This window comes from Streptoalloteichus tenebrarius (assembly GCF_024171885.1).
GTDB classification, from domain to species: Bacteria; Actinomycetota; Actinomycetes; order Mycobacteriales; family Pseudonocardiaceae; genus Streptoalloteichus; species Streptoalloteichus tenebrarius.
Window position 1 is genome coordinate 19,120 of the sequence record NZ_JAMTCP010000044.1, and the last position, 19,967, is coordinate 39,086.

The window sequence follows — 19,967 nt, forward strand, 5'->3', positions numbered from 1 at the left end:
TCGGTGCTCTCAGGTTGTCGGCGCCCTCAGGTTGTTGTCTGTGCACTCGGGTTGTCGGTGCTCTCAGGTTGTCTGTGCCCTCGGGGTTGTCGGCGGAGAAGGTCAGCGGAAGTCACGGGACCGGGAGGGAACGCGCAGGTCGAGCCGTTGGAGGTGGTCGGCGCGGAGGTTGGTGACGCCGTCGGCTCGTTCCAGCACCCCCCGCACGAGCAGGGCCGGGCTGGACCGGGCCACCCGCCGGTAGCGGGCCCACAGGCCGGGAGCGCAGACGACGTTGACCATCCCGGTCTCGTCCTCCAGGTTCAGGAAGGTCACCCCGCCGGCGGTGGCCGGGCGCTGGCGGTGGGTGACCGCCCCGCCGACCAGCACCCGCGTGCCGTGCTCCACCTCGGCCAGGCGGGCCGTGGGAAGCGCGCCCAACGCGTCCAACCGGTCCCGCACGAACTGCGTCGGGTAGCTGGTCGGCGAGACGCCCGTGGCCCACACGTCGGCCACGGCCAGCTCCACCTCGTCCATGCCGGGCAGCGGTGGGGCGGTCACACCGACCGCCGTGCCGGGGAGCCGGTCCGGGCGCTCCGCGGCCACCGCGCCGGCCGCCCACAACGCGCCCCGGCGGGTCGTCCCGAAACAGTCGAACGCGCCCGCCGTGGCCAGCGCCTCCACCTGGGCGGTGCTGAGCCGGACCCGGCGGGCCAGGTCGACCATGTCCCGGTACGGCCCGTCGCGCCGCCGCTCCTCGACGATCCGTCCGGCCAGCTCCTCGCCCAACCCCCGGACGGAGCCCAACCCCAGGCGCACCGCGCGCGGCTCCCGCAGCTCGCGGGGCACCGCGACCACCTGGCTCCCGTCGGCGGTGCGCACGGCCACGCCCTCGGCCGACGCCCGCCGCCGGGCGGCCGGCTCCCGGGACAGCGGTTCGGGTCCGGAGGGGTCGACCGGCTCCAGCCCGGGGTGGGCGAGGCTGGCGTTGACGTCCGGCCCGCGCACCTCGACCCCGTGCCTGCGGGCGTCGGCGATCAGGGACTGGGGCGAGTAGAACCCCATCGGCTGGGCCCTCAGCAACGCCGCACAGAACGCCTCCGGGTAGTAGAGCTTGAACCAGGCACTGGCGTAGACCAGGAGCGCGAAGCTCAGCGCGTGGCTCTCGGGGAAGCCGAAGTTGGCGAAGGCCAACAACCTGCCGTAGATCCGCTCCGCCAGCTCGCCCCGGATGCCGTTGGCCGCCATGCCCTCGAACAGCCGGTCCCTGATCCGCTCCATGCGTTCCGTGGACCGCTTCGCGCCCATCGCCCTGCGCAGCTCGTCGGCCTCGGCTCCGGTGAACCCGGCGACGTCCACGGCGATCTGCATGAGCTGCTCCTGGAACAACGGAACACCGAGGGTCTTCTTCAACGCCGGCTCCAGCAACGGGTGGTCGACGGTCGCCTCCTCCTGCCCGTTGCGCCGGCGGATGTAGGGGTGCACCGACCCGCCCTGGATCGGGCCGGGGCGGATCAGGGCCACCTCCACCACCAGGTCGTAGAACTCCTCGGGCTTCAGCCGGGGCAGGGTCGCCATCTGGGCGCGGCTCTCCACCTGGAACACGCCGACGGTGTCGGCCCGGCGGAGCATCTCGTAGACGGCGGCGTCGGCGAGGTCGAGCCGGCCGATGTCGATCCGCACGCCGTGGTGCTCGGCCACCAGGTCGACGGCATAGTGCAGTGCGGACAGCATGCCCAGCCCGAGCAGGTCGAACTTGACCAGGCCGACCGCGGCGCAGTCGTCCTTGTCCCACTGGAGGACGGTGCGGCCGGGCATCCGCGCCCACTCCACCGGGCACACCTCGCTCACCGGCCGGTCGCAGATGACCATCCCACCGGAGTGGATGCCCAGGTGCCGGGGGAACCCCTCCAGTTGGTCGGCCAACGCCACCACGTGCTCCGGGATGTCGGTGCCGTCCGTGGCGTCGCGCAGCGGCCCCCACCGGTCGATCTGCCCGCTCCACGCGTCCTGCTGCCCCGGCGAGAACCCGAAGGCCCGCGCGACGTCGCGGACGGCGGAGCGGGCCCGGTAGGTGATCACGTTCGCCACCTGGGCCGCCCTGTCCCGCCCGTACCGGCGGTAGACGTACTGGATGACCTCCTCCCTGCGGTCGGACTCGATGTCCACGTCGATGTCGGGCGGCCCGTCCCGCTCCGGCGCGAGGAACCGCTCGAAGAGCAGCCCGTAGCGGACCGCGTCGACGTGCGTGATGCCCAGGGCGTAGCAGACCGCGGAGTTGGCCGCCGACCCCCTGCCCTGGCACAGGATGTCGTGCTTGCGGCAGAACTGGACGATGTCGTGCACCACGAGGAAGTAGCCGGGGAACCCCAGCTTCTCGATCACGGCCAGCTCGTGCTCGATCTGGTCGTAGGCGCGCGGGTTCGCCTCCGGCGGGCCGTAGCGCTCCTCGGCGCCCCGCAGCGCCAGTTCCCGCAGCCAGGTGTCCTCCGTGCGGCCGGGGGGAACCGGGAACGGGGGCAGTTTCGGCGCGACCAGCCGCAGGTCGAAGGCGCAGGCCCGCCCCAGCTCGGCGGCGGCGCGGACCGCCTGGGGATGACGGGCGAACACCGCGGCCATCTCCGCGCCGGAACGCAGGTGGGCGGCGCCGGCGGGCGGCAGCCAGCCGTCCATCTCGTCCATGCCGCGCCGGGCCCGCACGGCGGCCATCGCGGTCGCGAGGGGATACCGCGCCGGCGTGGCGTAGTGCGCCGCTGTCGTGGCCACAGTGGACAGTCCAGCCGTGGCGGCGAGCGCGGCGAGCGCCGCGTTGCGCTCGTCGTCCTCGGGCAGGCCGTGGTGGGTGAGTTCCACATGGACGTTCTCCCTGCCGTACAGGGAGACCAGGCGGTCCAGCTCCCTGGCGGCGGCGTCGGGCCCACCGGTCTCCAACGCGGCGCGCACCGCCCCCTTGCGGCACCCGGTGAGCACCGCCCAGTGGCCGCCCGCCTGCGCGGCCACCTCCTCCTCGACGTAGACCGGACGCCCCTTCTCCTCCCCCCTGAGCTGTGCGGCGCTGATCGTCCGGCACAGCCGCGCGTACCCCTCGGGGTCGCGGGCGAGCACCAGCAGGTGCCGGCCCCCGGGGTCGGCGTCCCCGCCGCGTGGTCGGGAGAGCCCGAGGCCGAGTTCCGCGCCGAACACGGTGCGGACCCCGAGTTCGGCGGCGGCCTCGGCGAACCGCACCACGCCGTACACGCCGTCGTGGTCGGTCAACGCGATCGCCTCCAGCCCGAGCCGCGCGGCCTCCGCGACCAGTTCCTCAGGATGGCTCGCGCCGTCGAGGAAGCTGAAGTTGGAGTGGCAGTGCAGCTCGGCGTACGGGACGGGTCGTGGCTGGTCGGGAGTGGCGGCGGGTGCGGGCGGGCCGAGTTCCGGCGGGACGCCCCTCGCCCGCCGGCGGGTCCACGCGGGGCTGTCGCCGCCGTCGCCCGGGTGCGGTTCGTCGCGGGGCGACCGCCCCCTCGCGTCGCCGGACAACGCGCGTTCGAACTCCTGCCAGGTCAGCGGCGGGTTGTTCCACCCCATCCGTCCTCACCTCCCTGCGTTCCTGTCCTGGGCATGACCCCGGCCCCGATTCCTTCGCGGGCAGTACGTTCACGCCTCAGGGGCCTACTTCTCGATCAAGGGGTTCCGATCATTCGCGGAACCTTCTCTGATGGCGTTCGACTCCAGCCCTTCGCCAGATGGTCCACCCCTTGCCGGGTGGCCGTTTTCTCCTGCTGCTCAGGGAGATCAGAGTCCCGACCTCCGGGGCTGGCTGATGTACCTGCCCCACCCCAGGAAAGATCCACTCAGGCTGTTTCTCCTTACTGGAGAGCCGCTCTTCTTGAGTAGTTCTCTTCCCAAGCGGCGCGCTTCTGGGAGCTCCCCTTCTTTCGGGGGATCCCGTTCCTGGGCGCTCCCGTTCCTGGGCGCTTCCGCTCTCGGACGCTTCCGTTCTCGGACGCTTCGGTTCCTGAACGCTTCCGTTCCCAGGCACTCCTGTTTCCGGATACTCGCGTTTCCCAGGTGCTTCCGTTTCCCGGGTTACTCCCATTTCCCGGATGATTCCGTTTTCCTGATGCACTGCCGGGACACGGGTGTTCCGCATGCCTGAGCGAACGCCCAGTGGACTCCCAGGTTCGTCAAGCCCCCGAGGGAAAGAACCCCTTGTGGGGTAAGAAAACCACTCCTGCGTGAGCCGAGTTGTCCACAGCCTCCTGAGTTATCCACAGCGGACTGTTCTCGGCTTCGGCCATGCCGTGTTCTTCGATAGGCTGGAGCGGGGCTCGCCCCCCGGGACGGGTGGGGGGTGTCCTCCGGTGGGTGAGGGTGCTGGTCCGGGCGGCGAGGGCGTGGTGGGCAAGTGCCTCGGCTCGGTCAGTCATAGCGGCCCTCCACCCACCACTGGCCGGTTTCGCGGGCCAACAACAACGCGACCTGGTTGGCCTCGTCGCCCCCGTCCGCCAGCACGACCTGGAGCCGCGCCACACGCCGGGGCGGTGGACCGTCCCCCGTCCCCTGGGCCCGTGCGGGCGGTCCCGACGCCGCCGCGGCGGCGACCCACCACCGCTCGTGCGCCGGCCACGGCCCCGCCCAGGCCAGCACCCGGCGGGGCGGCTCCCCCGCCACCCGCACCACCGCCGGCCTCGCCGTGATCATGTGTCGGCCGGTGACCCCCACCGGCTGTCCGTCTCCGTCCAGCACCTCCACCGGGGTCGGCCGCTCCGGCAGCAACGTCGGCGAGGGCGGGGGCAGGCGGCCCGGCCACGGCGGCTCCGGGTCGAGCGCGGGCCGGCGCTCCTCGCCCCACGGCACCCACCGCACCCGGTCGGCGGGGCCGCGCCCCCCGCCCAGCACCGGGGTGAGCACCGCGTCCGGCCCGAGCAGGCCCTGCACCCTGACCAGCGCCCGCGCCGCCCGCTCGCCGTCGGGTGTCTCGCCGCGGAACAGGTCGAGCTGCAACGCGTCGGCGCCGACCACCTCCTCCGGCTCCAACCGCAGCGACACCACGCCGGCCGTGGGGCGGTCCGCGCCGCGCCCGGTCAACCAGCCGTCGAGCTGCCACCGCACCCGGTCGGCGGTTCCCGTGGCGGTGAGCGGCCCGGCGCAGCGCCACACCCGCGCCAGCTCCTCCCCGTGCCCGGTCCTGGCCTCGATGCGCAGCCGGGTGCAGGCGAGGCCGAGCCGGGCCAGCCGGGCGTGCAGCCGTTCCGCCAACGCGCGCGCCGCGAAGGCCGCGGCGTCGACCCGCTCCACCGGCGGGTCCAGCTCCTCGTCCACGGCCACCTCGGGCGGTGGGCGCCGGCGCCCGGGAGGGCGCTCCTCCAGACCCGCGGCCAGCCGGTGCGCGAGCACCGCGCCGGCTCCGAACCGGGACGCCACGTCGCCGGCCGGCACGGCCGCGAACGCGCCGAGCGTGCGCAGTCCGAGGCGTCGCAACAGGTCCACCAGATCCGCCATGGCTGTTCGGTCCGATGTGGACGGACGAGCCGCCTCGTCGAGCAACAGCTCGTGGACCCCCAGCGGGGCGAGGAAGTCGGCGCTGCCGCCCGCCGGCACGAGCGCGCCCCTGCGCGCCGCCAGCGTCGCGGCGAACAGCCCGTCGGCCACCCCGACCTGGCACTCCGCGCCGGCCCGCGCGGCGACGTGGTCGACGATCCGCTCCGCGGCGGCCTCCTCGCCCCCGAAGTACCCGGCGGGCCCCCGCGCGGGCACCGCGACCAGCCCGGGGCGCACCACCTCCACTCCCGGCGCCAGCTCCTCCACCGCCGCCGCCACCGGCTCGAACAGCCGGGCGTCCCGGTCGGGGTCGTCGTCGAACACCAGCAGGTGGGGGCAGCGCGCCTGGGCCTCCCGTTTCCGCAGGCCCCGACCGACCCCCTCGGCCCTCGCCGTGGCGGAGCACGCCGCCACCCGGTTCGCGACGAGCACGGCCGCCGGCGTGTGCGCCGGCGCGCCCGCGGCCGCGCACGCGGCGACCACCGGCCAGTCCGGGCACCACACCACCAGCGTGCGCACCGCAGCGGTCGTCTCCCGCGCGCCGCTCTCAGCGCCCATCGCGGTCACCTCGTCTCCGCGACCACACCACCCTCGGCCACCAGTCGCGCCAGGGGGACGTCGACCCCACCGGGCGAAGTGAGCACACCGCCCTCAGCAACAGCCCGGCAGAACCGACACCCGTCCCCGGGGCCAGCAGGTCGGGACGGACCGGTTCGGCATGTCTCCCAGCCATCCCCGTCACCCCGCCGCCACGGACAGCGCGGGCTCGTCGGCGACGCCCGTTGACGCGAACACGTCCTCGTGCCCAGCCGCCCCGGACGTCGAGACCATCCCGGGCGTCGACACCACCCTGGGCGTCGTCCCCGTCCCCGACGGCGAGATCAGCCCGGACGGCGACGCGGAGGAGTTCCCGGGCGCGGGCAACAGCATCCGCGCCGAGCGGGGACGCGCGGCGGCGCCCCGCCCGCTCACCCGCACCACGACCTCGCGCTCCCGCAGGCGACCCCAGCCGTCACCGAGCCCGGACCAGCGTCCCCCGTCGCAGCTCAGCTCCAGGTCCGCGGCCGGCCACGACCCGAACGGCACCAGCACCGCGCCGCGCTGCCTGGCCCGCGCGGACAGCCTCCTGGCCTCGCCGGGCGTGATCCGCTCCGGCTCGGCCACCACGACCACGTCCACGCCGTCGAGCACGGCGGCGACCACCGCCACCAGCTCGTCTCCCGGCCGTGGCACCAGGGCCAGCCGCTGTGTCGCCACTCCCGCCTCGGCCGCGGCGAGCACTCCCAACCCCGGCAGTCCCACGACCGCGGCCCACGAGCCGGCGGCGGTGGCCTCGGCCAGCGTCGCGAGCAGGAGCGCGGTCGACCCGCGCACCGCCACCGTGCTGCCGCGGCGCAACCCACCCCACGGCAGCACGGCGGCCAGTTCCGCCCGCACCGGCAGCATCCGCCTCGTCAGGCGGTCGCCGGAGGCCACGGCGACCCCGGATGCCGTGACCACCCCGTCCAGCGACCTCAACGACGCGACCACCGCACCGGACACCGGCCACTCCTTCCCCCGACGGTGCCTGCTGGAGACGCGACGTGCCCGCACCCTGGGCACGTCACCGCCGTGGGGAAGCCAGCGGTGCTGCGGATGTGATCACCCTCGGGAGGTTCGACCACTCCGTGCATTCGAACAACCGTTCGAACAGCACCTAGTAAACCGAGCCGGGCGGCCCCCGTCAACCCCCACCAAAGGGCGAACCTCGGGCACCGGCGCCACCCCTCGGCGACACCAACCCAGCCCGACCCCGACGCCTCGCCTGGAGGGGGCGCAGACGCGCCCTCACCTCGGACGAGGAGCGCGAACGCCCTCACAGGACACCGGGTCCGCCCCGTTCTGGCGGACGCCGAGCGGAGCGGGCCCCGCCCACAACCAAGATCATCTCAGCCGGCGTCCCGGGCCCCGCCACCGGGCCACCGCCCCGCCCCCGGGAACGCCGAGGGGCCGCTCACCCTCGGTGAGCGGCCCCTGCCGAACGTCGGTCGATCCGACGCCTCAGTGCGCGAAGTGGCGCGTCCCGGTGAGGTACAGGGCGATCCCCGCCGCCTCGGCCGCCGCGATCACCTCCGCGTCCCGCACCGAGCCGCCGGGCTGCACCACCGCCCGCACCCCGGCGTCCAACAGCACCTGGAGGCCGTCGGGGAACGGGAAGAACGCGTCCGAGGCCGCGACCGCGCCCCTGGCCCGGTCGCCGGCGCGCGTCACCGCGAGCCGGGCGGCGTCCACCCGGTTCACCTGGCCCATGCCCACGCCCACCGTGGCGCCGCCGTGCGCCAGCAGGATCGCGTTGGACTTCACGGCGCGGCAGGCCCGCCAGGCGAACCGCAGGTCGGTCAACGTCTCCTCGTCGACCGGGGTGCCGCAGGCCAGCGTCCACTTCGCCGGGTCGTCGCCGGGCGCGTCGATGGCGTCGGCCGACTGCGCCAACAGCCCGCCCGACACCGCGCGCGTCTCCAGCCCGCCGCGCGCCGGCGGCTCGGCCACCAGGATGCGCACGTTCTTCTTGCGCGACAGCACCTCCACGGCGCCGTCGGCGTAGGACGGGGCGACGATCACCTCGGTGAAGATGTCCGCGACCTGCTCGGCCATCTCGACCGTGACCTCGCGGTTGGCCGCGATCACGCCGCCGTAGGCGCTCACCGGGTCGCAGGCGTGCGCCCTGCGGTGCGCGTCGGCGATCGCCCCGCCGCCCTCCACGGAGGAGATGGCGATGCCACAGGGGTTGGCGTGCTTGATGATCGCGACGCACGGCTCGTCGTGGTCGTGCGCCGCGCGCCAGGCCGCGTCGGTGTCGACGTAGTTGTTGTACGACATCTGCTTGCCGTGCAACTGCCGGGCGCCGGCCAGCCCGCCGCCCGCGCCCGAGACGTACAGCGCGGCCTTCTGGTGCGGGTTCTCGCCGTACCGCAGCACCGCGGCCCGCTGGTAGGTCGCCCCCATCCAGCCGGGGAACCCGGAGCCCTCGTCGTCGGGCGACAGTGTCTGGCCGATCCAGGAGGCCACGGCCACGTCGTAGGACGCGGTGTGCCGGAACGCGGCCGCGGCGAGGGCCTGCCGGTCGGCGAGGGTGAAGCCGCCGGCCCGCACCCGCTCCAGCACCCAGTCGTAGCGCCCGGGGTCGACGACGACCGCCACGTTGGCGTGGTTCTTGGCCGCGGCGCGGACCATGGCCGGACCGCCGATGTCGATCTGCTCCACGCACTCGTCCGGCCCGGCGCCCGAGGCGACGGTGCTGGCGAACGGGTAGAGGTTGACCACCAGCAGGTCGAACGGCGCGATGTCCAGCCGCCGGAGCTGCTCGACGTGCTCCTCGCGGCGGACGTCGGCCAGCAGGCCGGCGTGCACCCTCGGGTGCAGCGTCTTCACCCTGCCGTCCAGGCACTCGGGGAAGCCGGTCAGCTCCTCGACCGGGGTCACCGGCACGCCGGCGTCGGCGAGGGCGCGCGCGGTGCCCCCGGTGGACACGATCTCCACGCCGGCGGCGTGCAACCCGGTGGCCAGGTCCAGCAGGCCGGACTTGTCCGACACGCCGACCAGCGCGCGTCGCACGGGCCGCCTGCCCTCCACGGTGGGCTGGGTCGCGGTCACGGGATACTCACCTCTCGTCCGGTCACGGTGCAGCCCTCACGGGCCAGCCGGGCGACGACATCCACCAGCATTCGTCGCTCCACGGTCTTGATCCGCTCGTGCAGGGCGGCCTCGGTCTCCCCCTGGCGCACCTCGACCGGCTCCTGGGCGACGATCGGCCCGGTGTCCACGCCGGCGTCGACCAGGTGCACCGTGCAGCCGGTGACCTTCACGCCGTAGGCGAGGGCGTCGCGGACCGCGTGCGCGCCGGGGAAGGCGGGCAGCAACGCGGGGTGGGTGTTCACCACCCGGCCGCCGAACCGGCGCAGGAAGCGGGGGCCGAGGATCTTCATGAAGCCGGCGGAGACGACGAGGTCGGGCTGGTGGCCGGCGACGGTCTCGGTGAGCGCGGCGTCCCACGCGTCCCGGTCGGCGTGGTCGGCCAGCCGGACGGCGTGCGTGGGCAGGCCGAGCCGCTCGGCGCGGGCGAGGCCCTCGATGCGGGGGCGGTCGGCGACCACGGCGACGACCTTCGCCGGGTAGTCGGGGTCCGCCGCGGCGTCGAGCAGGGACTGCAACAGCGTCCCCGAGCCGGAGACGAGGGCCACGACGCGCGCGGGGCTGGGCAGCCGCAGCCGGGTGACGGGCCGCCGCTCGACCTCGGGCGGCGGAGCGCCGGCGTCCCCCGCGGGGGCCGACCCGGCGGTGGGCACAGTACGGGCAGGGCGTGCTGTGTGCTCGGACGCGTGGCCGGCGTCCACACTCGACGGGCTCAGCTCGGTCTCCTGCCTGGGCTGCTGGGTCGCGCGGGTGTCGGCAGTCAGCGTAGGCGGTGCGTTTTCGATCTTGACGACGAGGTCCGCCGACGTGTCCGACGAGCCGCCCGACGCGTCACACGGACCTTCCGCGCCCCGCCGGCTCCCAGCGCTGTTGTCGCACCAGGGAGGCGTAGCCCCAGGTCGCGACGGTCATGCTCTGTATTCACCAGCGGGCCCGCCCTTTTTCACCATCGGGCACGTGGGCGGCATGGCGTCGTGCCCGTCGGCGCCGAAGGCGTGCAGGGCAAGGGGCACCAGCACGGTTTCTTCGGCGCCTCCACCACGAGGGCGCGATCGAGGGCCGCACCTCCGCCTCGTCGTGGTTCTGCGCGTACGCGACTCCACGGCGGGCACGACAGACATGGCACCCACGCGCGTCTCCCGGGTACCGCTTTGCGCGCCGAGGCCTTCCAACCCGGCGAGGGGAGCCTCCCAGCGCGGGCCGGATGGGGCTGACCGGGCTGGCCCGCGACCCGGGCCTGAGGAAGCGGAGACGCCCCGTGGGCTCGGCGTGGATCTCGCAGCTCCTGCCGAAGCCGTACAGGGTGTGGCGGAGGAGCCGAGCGCGCCACCGCTCTCCCCCAGACGAGTCTGGTCGTGCCAGGTCTCTGCGGAGCGGCTCGCTCTCGTCGCCTCGACGATCCACCGGCCGCTCCTGACGAACAGCCGCCACCCTCAGCGCGAAGACCACAGTGGACAGTGCGTGGTCGACCCGCGCCCGCACGAGAATTCCCGCGCCGCAGAGGTGAACCGAGGAAGCCTCCAGCCCCGGTGAGATCCTTCATCACAGGCCCAGTTGACCGAGATTTCCTTGTGTGCCAACCGAATGGCCCATGCATTCAGGCTTCCCGAACGCCCTCACTCCGGGAGCCTCATCGCGCGCCCACGTTCCGCGCGCCCTCCACCTCTCCCAGGACAGCCCCCACCCGCCCTGGGGGGCGAGCCCCGCTCCAGCCTACCGAGCCCAACCCGGCCGCCGCAGCGACAACAGCCCGCCTGTGGACAACTTGGGCGCCTGTGGATAACCAACATCAAGTGTTCATACAAGACACCACAGAAACACGGATCTCGTCAGCTTCGGGTTCAGCGAATAGCCGCACAGGAACCTGTACGACCTCCAAAGAGTGATTCAGCGCGAGGTGTCGTCGCCGGGGCGCCGCTCGTCGCGCACGTCCCGCTCTTCCTCGCCCCGGTCGCCCTCGGAGGAACCGGCCTCGGAGGAGACGCCCTCCGACGAGTCGCCCTCAGAGGAGTGGTCTTCGGAGAAGTCACCCTGAGAGGCGTCACCCTGAGAGGAGTCACTCGGGGAGAAGTCACTCGGGGAGAAGTCACTCGGGGAGGAGGCGTCCTCCGCCTCCTCGTCGCCGACGTCATCCCCGTCAACGTCGTCGCTGTCCTCGGGCTCCTCCTGATCTCCGTCATCAGAAGCCCCGTCCTCGTCCTCGTCCTCGGCAACGGCCGCGGCAACGGCCGCGGTCGCGGTCTCGGTCGCGACAACGTCCGCAGCCGCGACCGCGGTCGCGACCCCACCCGGAGGCGCAGCCTCAGTCGGGACCGCGGACTCAGACTCGACCACGTCATCCCGCAGCCGGCGCTCCTGACGCGGACCCGCGAACCACGCGACCACACCGCCCGGCAACGAGATCCAGCAGAACGCCGCGACCGCGACCAGGCCGGCCGGGACACTCACCGGATCGAACGCTCCCGCGCCCAACCGCCCGCCCGTCAGGGCGGCCGCCAGGAAACAGACCAACCCGACCACCACGGCCGCGACCGCGACCACCCGCAGCCGCGCCAACGGGTTCGGGTCCCAGCGCCGGCACGACCAGCCCACCAGCACGCCCACCGCCAGCGGCGCCACGAACGCCACCATCCACCACCCGTGCGCCTCGGACTCGGGAATCGCGGCCAGCAGCGGCACCGGCGGCACCGCGCCGGGCAGGGCGCTCAGGGGGGACACGGCCACCTGTCCGATGGCGAAGCCCGGCCCGACGAGGAAGGCCACAGCGGCGATCACCGCGTTGGGCAGGTAGGCCACGGACAGCAGCCAGAGCCCGAAGGCGCTCCCCGCGTCCGGCGCGACACTCGCGAACAGCTCCCGCGCCGTCCCGGAGGACACCACGAGTTTGCCCGAGGTCAGCGCCGCGCCCGCCGTGAACAGGGCCGCCAGGCCGAGGGCTCCCGCCCGCAGTCCCCGCACCGCCGAGGGGTCGGCACGGCGCCGGAACCGCCCACGGGCGCGGGAACACCAGACGACGCCGCACGTCGCGCCGGCCCCCGCGAGCAGTGCGCAGCCGAAGAACGCGGTCGTCGCGTCCGCCGACACCGGCCCGTCGACGAGCCCGGCCAACACCGCGCCGAACACCCCGTGCGCTCCGCCGACGCCGCTCACGATGGCCGTCGCCTGCTCCCATGTCCTGGGTCGCAACCGGCGGGTGGCCGTCACCGCTCCCCTGAGCGCGAACAGCACGACGAGCACGGTCGGCAGCAGGGGCAACGCGCCGAACGGCACGCCCCGCACCATCAGCGGAACCTGGTGCGCGGCCAACCACAACGGCGCCGCGCCGCCCAGCACGGCCTGTCCCGAGAACTGGGCGCCCGGGGTGGTGGAGAGCACGACGGCGATCACCGTGGCGGCGGCGGTGAAGCCGGTGAACAGCGGCCAGGCCGCCGAGACGGCCAACCCCCGCGCCCACTCGGCACGGGACGCGCCCTCGGGTTCGGCGATCCCGTGCGGTACGGGCTGGATCGCGGTCACGGCGTCCACCATCGCACCGGCGTTGGGCCATCCGAGTGAGGCACGCCGAAGCGGCACGACACGGGCGGCGCGCCCGGAACGAGCGCGGGCCCGTCATCCCCCGGAGGGGACGACGGGCCCGCGGTGGTCGACGGGATCAGTGGCCCTGGGCGCCGAAGCCACCGGGCGGCGTGCCGGGCTGGAACTGCTGGGTGCCCTGGGGGCCGGCGCCGAACTGACCGGCGTCCTGGCCGGGCTGCTGGGGCTGCCCCGGCTGGCCGAACTGCCCCGGCTGCTGCGGCTGGCCGAACTGGCCGGGCTGGCCGAACTGGCCGGGCTGGCCGAACTGGCCCGGCTGCGGCTGACCGAACTGCCCCGGCTGGGCAGGCTGACCCGGCTGCTGACCGAACTGGCCGGGCTGCCCCGGCTGGCCGAACTGGCCCGGCTGCGGGAAGCCGCCGCTCTGCGGGTTCCACCCGCCCGGCTGGCCGAACTGCGGCTTGGGCTCGGGCTGCTTGATGATGCCGGTGTCGAACAGGAACGCGGCCACCGCCGCGATCGCCTGCAACCAGCCGAAGATCAGGATCAGGATGGTGCCGGTGCCGAGGTCCACGGACGTCGCCAGCGCGCCGAAGGTCAGCGCCAGGATCATCGGCACCGCGATGGCCGCCGGCAGGACGCCCGGCTTGTGGTCTCCCGGCAGGACCACGGACGCCGCCACGACGCCGGCGACGCAGAACAGCGCCGGAATCGCCAGGGGCGACAACGCCCCGTAGAAGGACTCGGGGCGGAAGTCCAGCATCTTGGCGAAGCCGAGGAACAGGATCAGCAGGCCCAGGCCGGCGGTGGCGAGGTGCAGGATCTTGGCCAACCCGAAGCCGGAACCCGGCTGTGACGGGGCCGCACCCGGGGCACCGGTGGGGAAGGTCATCGTGGGCTCTCCCTGGGAGTCAGCAGTGTCAGCAGGTCTGGTCGACGCCCTCACGTGGACAGGCGAACGCTAACCGATCACCCGTACTGGGACGCAGGGCGGCTCGCCCAAGTTCCCCCGCCACGCGGACCGAATCGCCCATGTGACGGGGCCGGGCCGCCCGAACGGCGGCCCGGCCCCGTGCCGAGGTCACGGCGCTGGTCAGCCCAGCGACTTCATGATCTCGCGCATGAGCTCGGCGGTCTCGCTCGGCGTCTTGCCGACCTTGACGCCGGCGGCCTCCAGGGCCTCCTTCTTGGCCTGCGCGGTGCCGGCCGAGCCGGACACGATCGCGCCGGCGTGGCCCATGGTCTTGCCCTCGGGCGCGGTGAAGCCGGCCACGTAGCCCACCACCGGCTTGGTGATGTGCTCCTTGATGTAGGCGGCGGCCCGCTCCTCGGCGTCGCCGCCGATCTCGCCGATCATGACGATGGCGGCGGTCTCCGGGTCGTCCTGGAACGCCTGGAGGGCGTCGATGTGCGTGGTGCCGATGATCGGGTCACCGCCGATGCCCACGCAGGTGGAGAAGCCGAAGTCCCGCAGCTCGTACATCATCTGGTAGGTCAGGGTGCCGGACTTCGACACCAGACCGATCTTGCCGGGGCCGGTGATGTCGGCCGGGATGATGCCGGCGTTGGACTTGCCGGGCGAGATGACGCCGGGGCAGTTCGGGCCGATGATCCGGGTCTTGTTGCCGGTGGCCCTGGCGTGCGCCCAGAAGGCGGCGGTGTCGTGCACCGGGATGCCCTCGGTGATCACCACGGCCAGGCCGATGCCGGCGTCGATGGCCTCGATGACCGCGTCCTTGGTGAACCTCGGCGGAACGAAGATCACGGTGACGTCGGCGCCGGTCTTCTCCATGGCCTCGGCCACGGTCGCGAACACCGGCAGCTCGGTGCCGTCGAAGTCGACGGTCGTCCCGGCCTTGCGCGGGTTCACGCCACCCACGATGGTGGTGCCGGCCTTGAGCATGCGCCGCGTGTGCTTGCTGCCCTCGGAGCCGGTCATGCCCTGGACGATGACCTTGCTGTTCTCAGTCAGGAAGATGGCCACAGCAGATCGCTCCTCAGTTCGCCGCGGCGAGCTCGGCGGCCTTGCGGGCCGCGCCGTCCATCGTGTCCACGAGGGTCACCAGCGGGTGGTTGGCCTCGGCCAGGATCCGTCGACCCTCGTCGACGTTGTTGCCGTCCAGCCGGACGACCAGCGGCTTGGTGGCGTCGTCGCCCAGGATCCCCAGCGCCTGGACGATGCCCTTGGCGACCTGGTCGCACGCGGTGATGCCGCCGAAGACGTTGACGAACACCGACCGCACGTCCTGGTCGTTCAGGATGATGTGCAGGCCGTTGGCCATGACCTCGGCCGAGGCGCCGCCGCCGATGTCGAGGAAGTTGGCCGGCTTGACGCCGCCGAACTCCTCGCCCGCGTAGGCCACCACGTCCAGGGTGGACATGACGAGGCCGGCGCCGTTGCCGATGATGCCGACCTGGCCGTCGAGCTTGACGTAGTTGAGGCCCTTGGCCTTGGCCTCGGCCTCCAGCGGGTTCTCCGCGGCCACGTCCACCAGCTCGGCGTGGTCGGCGTGCCGGAACGAGGCGTTGTCGTCCAGCGTGACCTTGCCGTCGAGGGCGAGGATCCTGCCCTGCGGGTCGCGCACCAGCGGGTTGACCTCGACCAGGGTGGCGTCCTCGCGGACGAAGGTCTCCCACAGCTTCACGACGACCTCGGCCACCTGCTCGGCGACCTCGGCCGGGAACTTCGCGGCGGCGACGATCTCGCGCGCCTTGGCGAGGTCCACGCCGGCGATCGGGTCGATGGCGACCTTGGCCAGCGCCTCGGGCTTGGTGGCCGCCACCTCCTCGATGTCCATGCCGCCCTCGACCGAGGCCATGGCCAGGAAGTTCCGGTTGGCGCGGTCGAGCAGGAAGGAGAAGTAGTACTCCTCCGCGATGTCGGACGCCGGGGTGATCAGCACCTTGTGGACGGTGTGACCCTTGATGTCCATGCCGAGGATGGCCTCGGCCTTGGCGCGGGTCTCGTCCGGGGTCTCGGCCAGCTTCACGCCGCCGGCCTTGCCGCGGCCCCCGGTCTTCACCTGGGCCTTGACCACGACCGTGGTGCCGAGCTCCTCGGCGGCGGCACGGGCCTCGTCGGCGGTGGTGGCCACGGTGCCCGGCAGCACCGGGACGCCGTAGCGGGCGAAGAGGTCCTTCGCCTGGTACTCGTACAGGTCCACTCGAGTCTCCTGCGACGTCGGTGTCGGACTCGGCCGTGTCCGGGGGTCTTGTCCGGCGGGCTCCCGTTCGCCGCGCGTGGCGGCAGGCTGGGACTGCCACACGCGCCGGCCGACTGGAAGAACCCGGCGCGCCGGGTGGCGCCTGGCGGCGTGGCGGTCCGCGCGGGGCGCACCCGCGGCGGTCCACCGCCCGGCCAGGCGGCACCTGACGCGCCGGATGCACCCTGGCGGAAGGCCCGCCGGATGCGGCCTGCGCAGACCCTATCGACCTGTGTGGACGGTAGGGCCTCCGTACCCGGTGAGGTCTGTCACCGTGAGCGATGACACCTGGCTCGGGCCCGTCAGCACGGTACCGCCGGCCGGGCTGGCCCGCCGGGCGTTTCCCCTGGTCGGATCGGTTGAGCGCCGCTCGGGGGCCGGCGCGGGCGACATGGCGCGCGGTGAGGGGCGCAGCGCGCGGGCGGGCGCGCGGAGAGCCGCCGCGTCGACCTCGACGACCAACGGACCGTGATCGTGGCGACGAGGCGGCACGCCGTCCGCGACCGGAGCGGCCAGCACGGCCGGGCAGGCAGGGGTTTCGTCGCCTCGGGGCCGGGCCGCGCGGCACGCGTCGAGGTGGTGTCCTCTCAGCCGTTGATCAGCGCGTCTGGTAGGTCTCACCTGGCAACGCGTCCTGAGCCGGGTGGTCGTCACGATCAACTCGGCGGGCGGGCCGGAGCGGAACGTCCGTGTCCGCTCCAGCGTGGTCCGGTCCCACCAGCACACGGCAGGGACGCGGGAAAAGGGGATGCCGACCGGGCGTCCAAGCCCTCACCGTCGACGGTGAGGCGCTCGACCCCTCCGCGAGGCAGGCTGAGCGCCACGTCCACCTGGTGTTGGACGGGCGCGGCCCGCCGGTGCGGATCATCGTCACGCCGCGCGAGGGATGGTCCTGACGGTCCTGGAGGTGCTGCTGGGTGGCATCCGCGTCAGCCGCCCCGGTCCGGGGCACCCCTTCAACGTCCAGCGCTCCAGCCAGCGCACCGTGGTCGAATGCCGTGGCGACCGACTCGCGCGGTTCGGCGGCCTGACCACCCGCCATGCCCAACGCGACACCGACTACCAGGCCGAACTCGCCGTCACCGCCATCGTGCGCTGGCTGGGATGACGACTTCCAGGGCAGGGCCTGGTCGCCGGGCGGCGCGCGCCTGGTCAGACGGGCGGCACGACACGGACCAGCGGCCGCGCCGTCACCGCCTCACCCGCCGAACCGAGTCGCCTCACCCGCCGAACCGAGTCGCCTCACCCGCCGAACCGGGTCGCCTCACCCGCCAACGAACGAGTCACCTCGCGCGCCGGCGGACCCGGGACGCCTCACGCGCCGGCCGGCTGGCCGACGTGCGTGCGCACCCAGTCCACGATCTCCTGCGTGGGCGCGCCCGGCGTGAAGACCTTGGCCACGCCCATCTGGGCGAGCTTCGGGATGTCCTCGTCCGGGATGATGCCGCCGCCGAAGACGACCACGTCCTCCGCGCCCTTCTCGGCCAGCAGCTCGATGACCCTGGCGAACAGGGTCATGTGCGCCCCGGAGAGCACCGACAGGCCGACCGCGTCCGCGTCCTCCTGCAACGCGGTCTCGACCACCTGCTCCGGGGTCTGGTGCAGGCCGGTGTAGATGACCTCCATGCCGGCGTCGCGCAACGCCCTGGCCACCACCTTGGCGCCCCGGTCGTGGCCGTCCAGCCCCGGCTTGGCCACGACGACACGGATCCGACCGCTCATGGCAACCCTCCCCAGGCCCGACCCACGCCCAGGTCCCCGCACCGATGGACCAGCGAGCAGGTCACGCCAACGCCCATTCCGTCCCACAATGGTGCCCGGCCGCGGTGACCGGGTGAGTGCCGAGGGGCCGGGCGCGCCGCCGATGCGAACGATCGCTAACCAACCCCGCGAGGCGGAGACTAACGCGTCACACCGCGTCGCGGGGAGCGTCGTGCGCCACTCCCGGCCATGGCGGCGCCCGTCAGGAGCAACGCGAGGCAGGCGAGACCGCACCAGAACCCGGCCGCCGGGCCCACGTCGTCCACGCGACCGGCGGTGAGCGGGAGCTCCAGCAGGCGCACGCAGACCAGCCCGGAGGCGCCGAGCGCCAGGGCCGCCGCCCGGGCCGGCCGGCTGCGCGCCGCGACGATCATCGCCGTCGGGACCGCGAGCAGACCGAGCAGCAGCCCCCACGAGGCGGCGCGGAACTGGGTCCACACGCCGGGCGCGGCGTAACCGGGGGCGTCGGTGAGGGGGAGGCCGAACGCCCCGAGCGCGAGCACGCTGACCAGCACCGCGACGACCAGCAGCGGGCGGTGGACGGACAGGGCGGTGAGGTCGACGTCGTCCCGTTCCACTCCGCCGGCCAGGGCCGCGCAGCACCCGGCGGCCACCGCGAGCAACGCGGCCAGGCCCGCCGCCCACGCCCCGAACCCGGCACGCACGCCGGGGAGGTCGGTCGCGGTCAGCACCCCGTCCAGCGCGGCGACGGCGGTCAGCGGGACCGCCGTCCACGCGACGGCCAGCGCCGGACGCGCCGCGGCCGAGGTGGACCTGACCAGCAGCGCCACACCCAGCGCGGCGACGAGCGCTCCAGCCGGCAGCAGTGGCCGCGCGGCGTAGTTGGCGGGCTCCGCGAGACCGGTCGGGAGCGAGAGCTGCGGAAGCAGCGGGCTCACCAGCGCGGCGAGCCCCGACGCCAGGGCGAGCCCGCCGGCCAGCGCGTGCAGGCGCGCCGCGCCCGGCAGCACGACCTCACCGGGAGCGGACGAGGGGTCACGGCGCGCGCTCGCGCTCCTGCCCGCGGCCCTGCCCGTCGCGCGCCCCAGCGCGCCCAGCGCCACGGCCGCGACCAGCGCGATCACCGGGCCGGGCAGGACGTGCACCGCGGGCATGGCGAGCGCGGCGACCAGCGGCGGCGCGGCGACCCCCGCGACACCGAACGCCACGCCCAGCAGGCCGCCCTCGGCGACCTCCGGGTCGTCGGCGCCGGCCGTCACGGCGGCGGTGAGCGGGACGGCGAGCGCCACGAGGAGACCGCCGACCGCGGTCCACGCCGGGGCGTCGACGAGGGACTGCGGCCAGAGGAAGGCGTTGTCCGACGCGAAGGGGCTCAGCGCGAGACCGGCCGCGGCGAAACCCCCGACGCAGAGGGCGGGGGTGAGCGGTCGCTCTCGCCGGCCGGTCGCGTCCGCCGGGGAGGCGGTGGCCCGCAGCACCAGTCGGAGCGCCAGCAGGCCGGCCACGCCGACCGCGAGCTGGCCGACGAGCAGCAGGCCCCATCCCGGCGCGGTACCGGGCGGCACGAGGCTGGTCGGGACGAACAGTTCGGGACGGGCCGTCCTCGTCGGGTCCGCCACGATCTGGGCGTCGAGGAGGAGGCGACCGGGCACGAGGGCCGCCGGGGCCGCGAGCACGCCCGCGGCGGCGAGCTCCCGCCCCCGTGCGAGGAACCCCGCGGCCAGGGCCGGGGGGAGCAGGGCGAGGACGGCCAGCAGCGGCCAGGAGGCGAAGCCGGGCTCCAGCCCGCTCACGACGCCGACGAGCGGGGCGAGGGCCGACGACACGGCGCCGAGCGCCGCGAGCGCGATGAGCGCCCTGAAAGCGGAGGCGTTCTCGCCGTTCCCGCCCGCCGTCGCCTCGCGCGCGACCGCGCCCGCGCGCCCGGCGCGGGCGGGAGGTGGTGGCCCCGGCCGGCTCCGGAGCCGGTCCCGCTGCCGGCGGGTCACCGGCCTCCGCTGCTCCTGTCGCTGGTCGGGAAACCGACGCTCGCCGGGGGCGGGGCCCGGGGAACTGCCCTGGTTGCTGCGCCGCGAGGTCATCGCGCCGACGCTAGCAAGCAGCGGGCCGGCCGGCCGAGCGGACTCGTGATCTTGGTTCGCGCTCCCCGCCCGACCTCAGGAAGGCCAGCGCCGGTCGGCGTGGATGGCCCCCCTGTCGGGAGGGACCCCCGCACCGGACGGTTCCCGGACACCTCCGCCGGCGGGCGGCCTCCTTAATAACCCGATCGTGTGCGCATCGCCGGACGGAGCAGCGGGCAACTCCGTTCGGGAGCCCGCCACCGCGTGCAAGGGC

Annotated in this window: 12 protein-coding genes; 1 reads left to right on the forward strand and 11 read right to left on the reverse strand. The window is 74.1% G+C overall.

Translation table 11 applies throughout. From position 1 onward, the window contains the following. Positions 1-102: 102 nt before the first annotated feature. The 9 genes from LX15_RS26465 to sucC all read right to left on the reverse strand — a co-directional run bounded on the left by LX15_RS26465 (position 103) and on the right by sucC (position 15,872). Positions 103-3,546: an error-prone DNA polymerase gene (locus tag LX15_RS26465; RefSeq protein ID WP_253672500.1), complete on the reverse strand. Its 3,444-nt coding sequence runs from the start codon at positions 3,544-3,546 to the stop codon at positions 103-105. Positions 3,547-4,380: 834 nt separating this feature from the next. Next, a complete protein-coding gene (locus LX15_RS26470) occupies positions 4,381-6,060 on the reverse strand; it encodes a DNA polymerase Y family protein (protein ID WP_253672502.1) in 1,680 nt (559 codons plus the stop codon). A gap of 180 nt (positions 6,061-6,240) precedes the next feature. Beyond that, positions 6,241-7,044, reverse strand: coding sequence for a DnaE2-dependent mutagenesis accessory factor ImuA' (imuA', locus tag LX15_RS26475; protein WP_253672504.1), 804 nt, complete (start codon positions 7,042-7,044; stop codon positions 6,241-6,243). A 498-nt stretch (positions 7,045-7,542) separates the two neighbouring features. Next, positions 7,543-9,135, reverse strand: a complete 1,593-nt coding sequence (purH, locus tag LX15_RS26480) for a bifunctional phosphoribosylaminoimidazolecarboxamide formyltransferase/IMP cyclohydrolase (protein WP_253672506.1) — start codon at positions 9,133-9,135, stop codon at positions 7,543-7,545. Then, the gene (gene purN / locus LX15_RS26485) at positions 9,132-9,749 is read right to left on the reverse strand and encodes a phosphoribosylglycinamide formyltransferase (protein WP_253672558.1); all 618 of its coding nucleotides are present in this window, start codon (positions 9,747-9,749) and stop codon (positions 9,132-9,134) included. The genes purH and purN overlap by 4 nt, the downstream gene beginning before the upstream one ends. A gap of 1,312 nt (positions 9,750-11,061) precedes the next feature. After that, the gene (locus LX15_RS26490; protein WP_253672508.1) at positions 11,062-12,690 is read right to left on the reverse strand and encodes a cell division protein PerM; all 1,629 of its coding nucleotides are present in this window, start codon (positions 12,688-12,690) and stop codon (positions 11,062-11,064) included. Positions 12,691-12,826: 136 nt separating this feature from the next. Further along, a complete protein-coding gene (locus tag LX15_RS26495; RefSeq protein ID WP_253672510.1) occupies positions 12,827-13,600 on the reverse strand; it encodes a DUF5336 domain-containing protein in 774 nt (257 codons plus the stop codon). Positions 13,601-13,801: 201 nt separating this feature from the next. Next, positions 13,802-14,692 carry a succinate--CoA ligase subunit alpha gene (gene sucD, locus LX15_RS26500; protein ID WP_253672512.1) on the reverse strand — a complete coding sequence of 297 codons (891 nt, stop codon included), beginning with the start codon at positions 14,690-14,692 and terminating at the stop codon, positions 13,802-13,804. A gap of 13 nt (positions 14,693-14,705) precedes the next feature. Then, positions 14,706-15,872, reverse strand: coding sequence for an ADP-forming succinate--CoA ligase subunit beta (sucC, locus tag LX15_RS26505; protein ID WP_253672514.1), 1,167 nt, complete (start codon positions 15,870-15,872; stop codon positions 14,706-14,708). Positions 15,873-16,797: 925 nt separating this feature from the next. Between sucC and LX15_RS26510 the strand changes: the two genes are divergently transcribed. Next, positions 16,798-17,019 carry a hypothetical protein gene (locus tag LX15_RS26510; RefSeq protein WP_191892528.1) on the forward strand — a complete coding sequence of 74 codons (222 nt, stop codon included), beginning with the start codon at positions 16,798-16,800 and terminating at the stop codon, positions 17,017-17,019. 206 nt (positions 17,020-17,225) lie between these two features. Here LX15_RS26510 and icmB read toward each other — a convergent pair whose 3' ends face one another. Next, positions 17,226-17,633 carry a coenzyme B12-dependent isobutyryl CoA mutase small subunit gene (gene icmB, locus LX15_RS26515; RefSeq protein ID WP_253672516.1) on the reverse strand — a complete coding sequence of 136 codons (408 nt, stop codon included), beginning with the start codon at positions 17,631-17,633 and terminating at the stop codon, positions 17,226-17,228. A gap of 179 nt (positions 17,634-17,812) precedes the next feature. Then, complete coding sequence (locus LX15_RS26520; protein ID WP_253672518.1) at positions 17,813-19,714, reverse strand: hypothetical protein; 1,902 nt, start codon at positions 19,712-19,714, stop codon at positions 17,813-17,815. Positions 19,715-19,967 lie beyond the last annotated feature (253 nt).

Bases quoted from the DNA above. Each gene is read 5' to 3' on its own strand.
- LX15_RS26465 (WP_253672500.1), bottom strand. From the start codon at position 3,546: ATGGGGTGGAACAACCCGCCGCTGACCTGGCAGGAGTTCGAACGCGCG.
- LX15_RS26470 (WP_253672502.1), bottom strand. From the start codon at position 6,060: ATGGGCGCTGAGAGCGGCGCGCGGGAGACGACCGCTGCGGTGCGCACG.
- LX15_RS26495 (WP_253672510.1), bottom strand. From the start codon at position 13,600: ATGACCTTCCCCACCGGTGCCCCGGGTGCGGCCCCGTCACAGCCGGGT.
- LX15_RS26510 (WP_191892528.1), top strand. From the start codon at position 16,798: ATGGTCCTGACGGTCCTGGAGGTGCTGCTGGGTGGCATCCGCGTCAGC.
- icmB (WP_253672516.1), bottom strand. From the start codon at position 17,633: ATGAGCGGTCGGATCCGTGTCGTCGTGGCCAAGCCGGGGCTGGACGGC.
- LX15_RS26520 (WP_253672518.1), bottom strand. From the start codon at position 19,714: ATGACCTCGCGGCGCAGCAACCAGGGCAGTTCCCCGGGCCCCGCCCCC.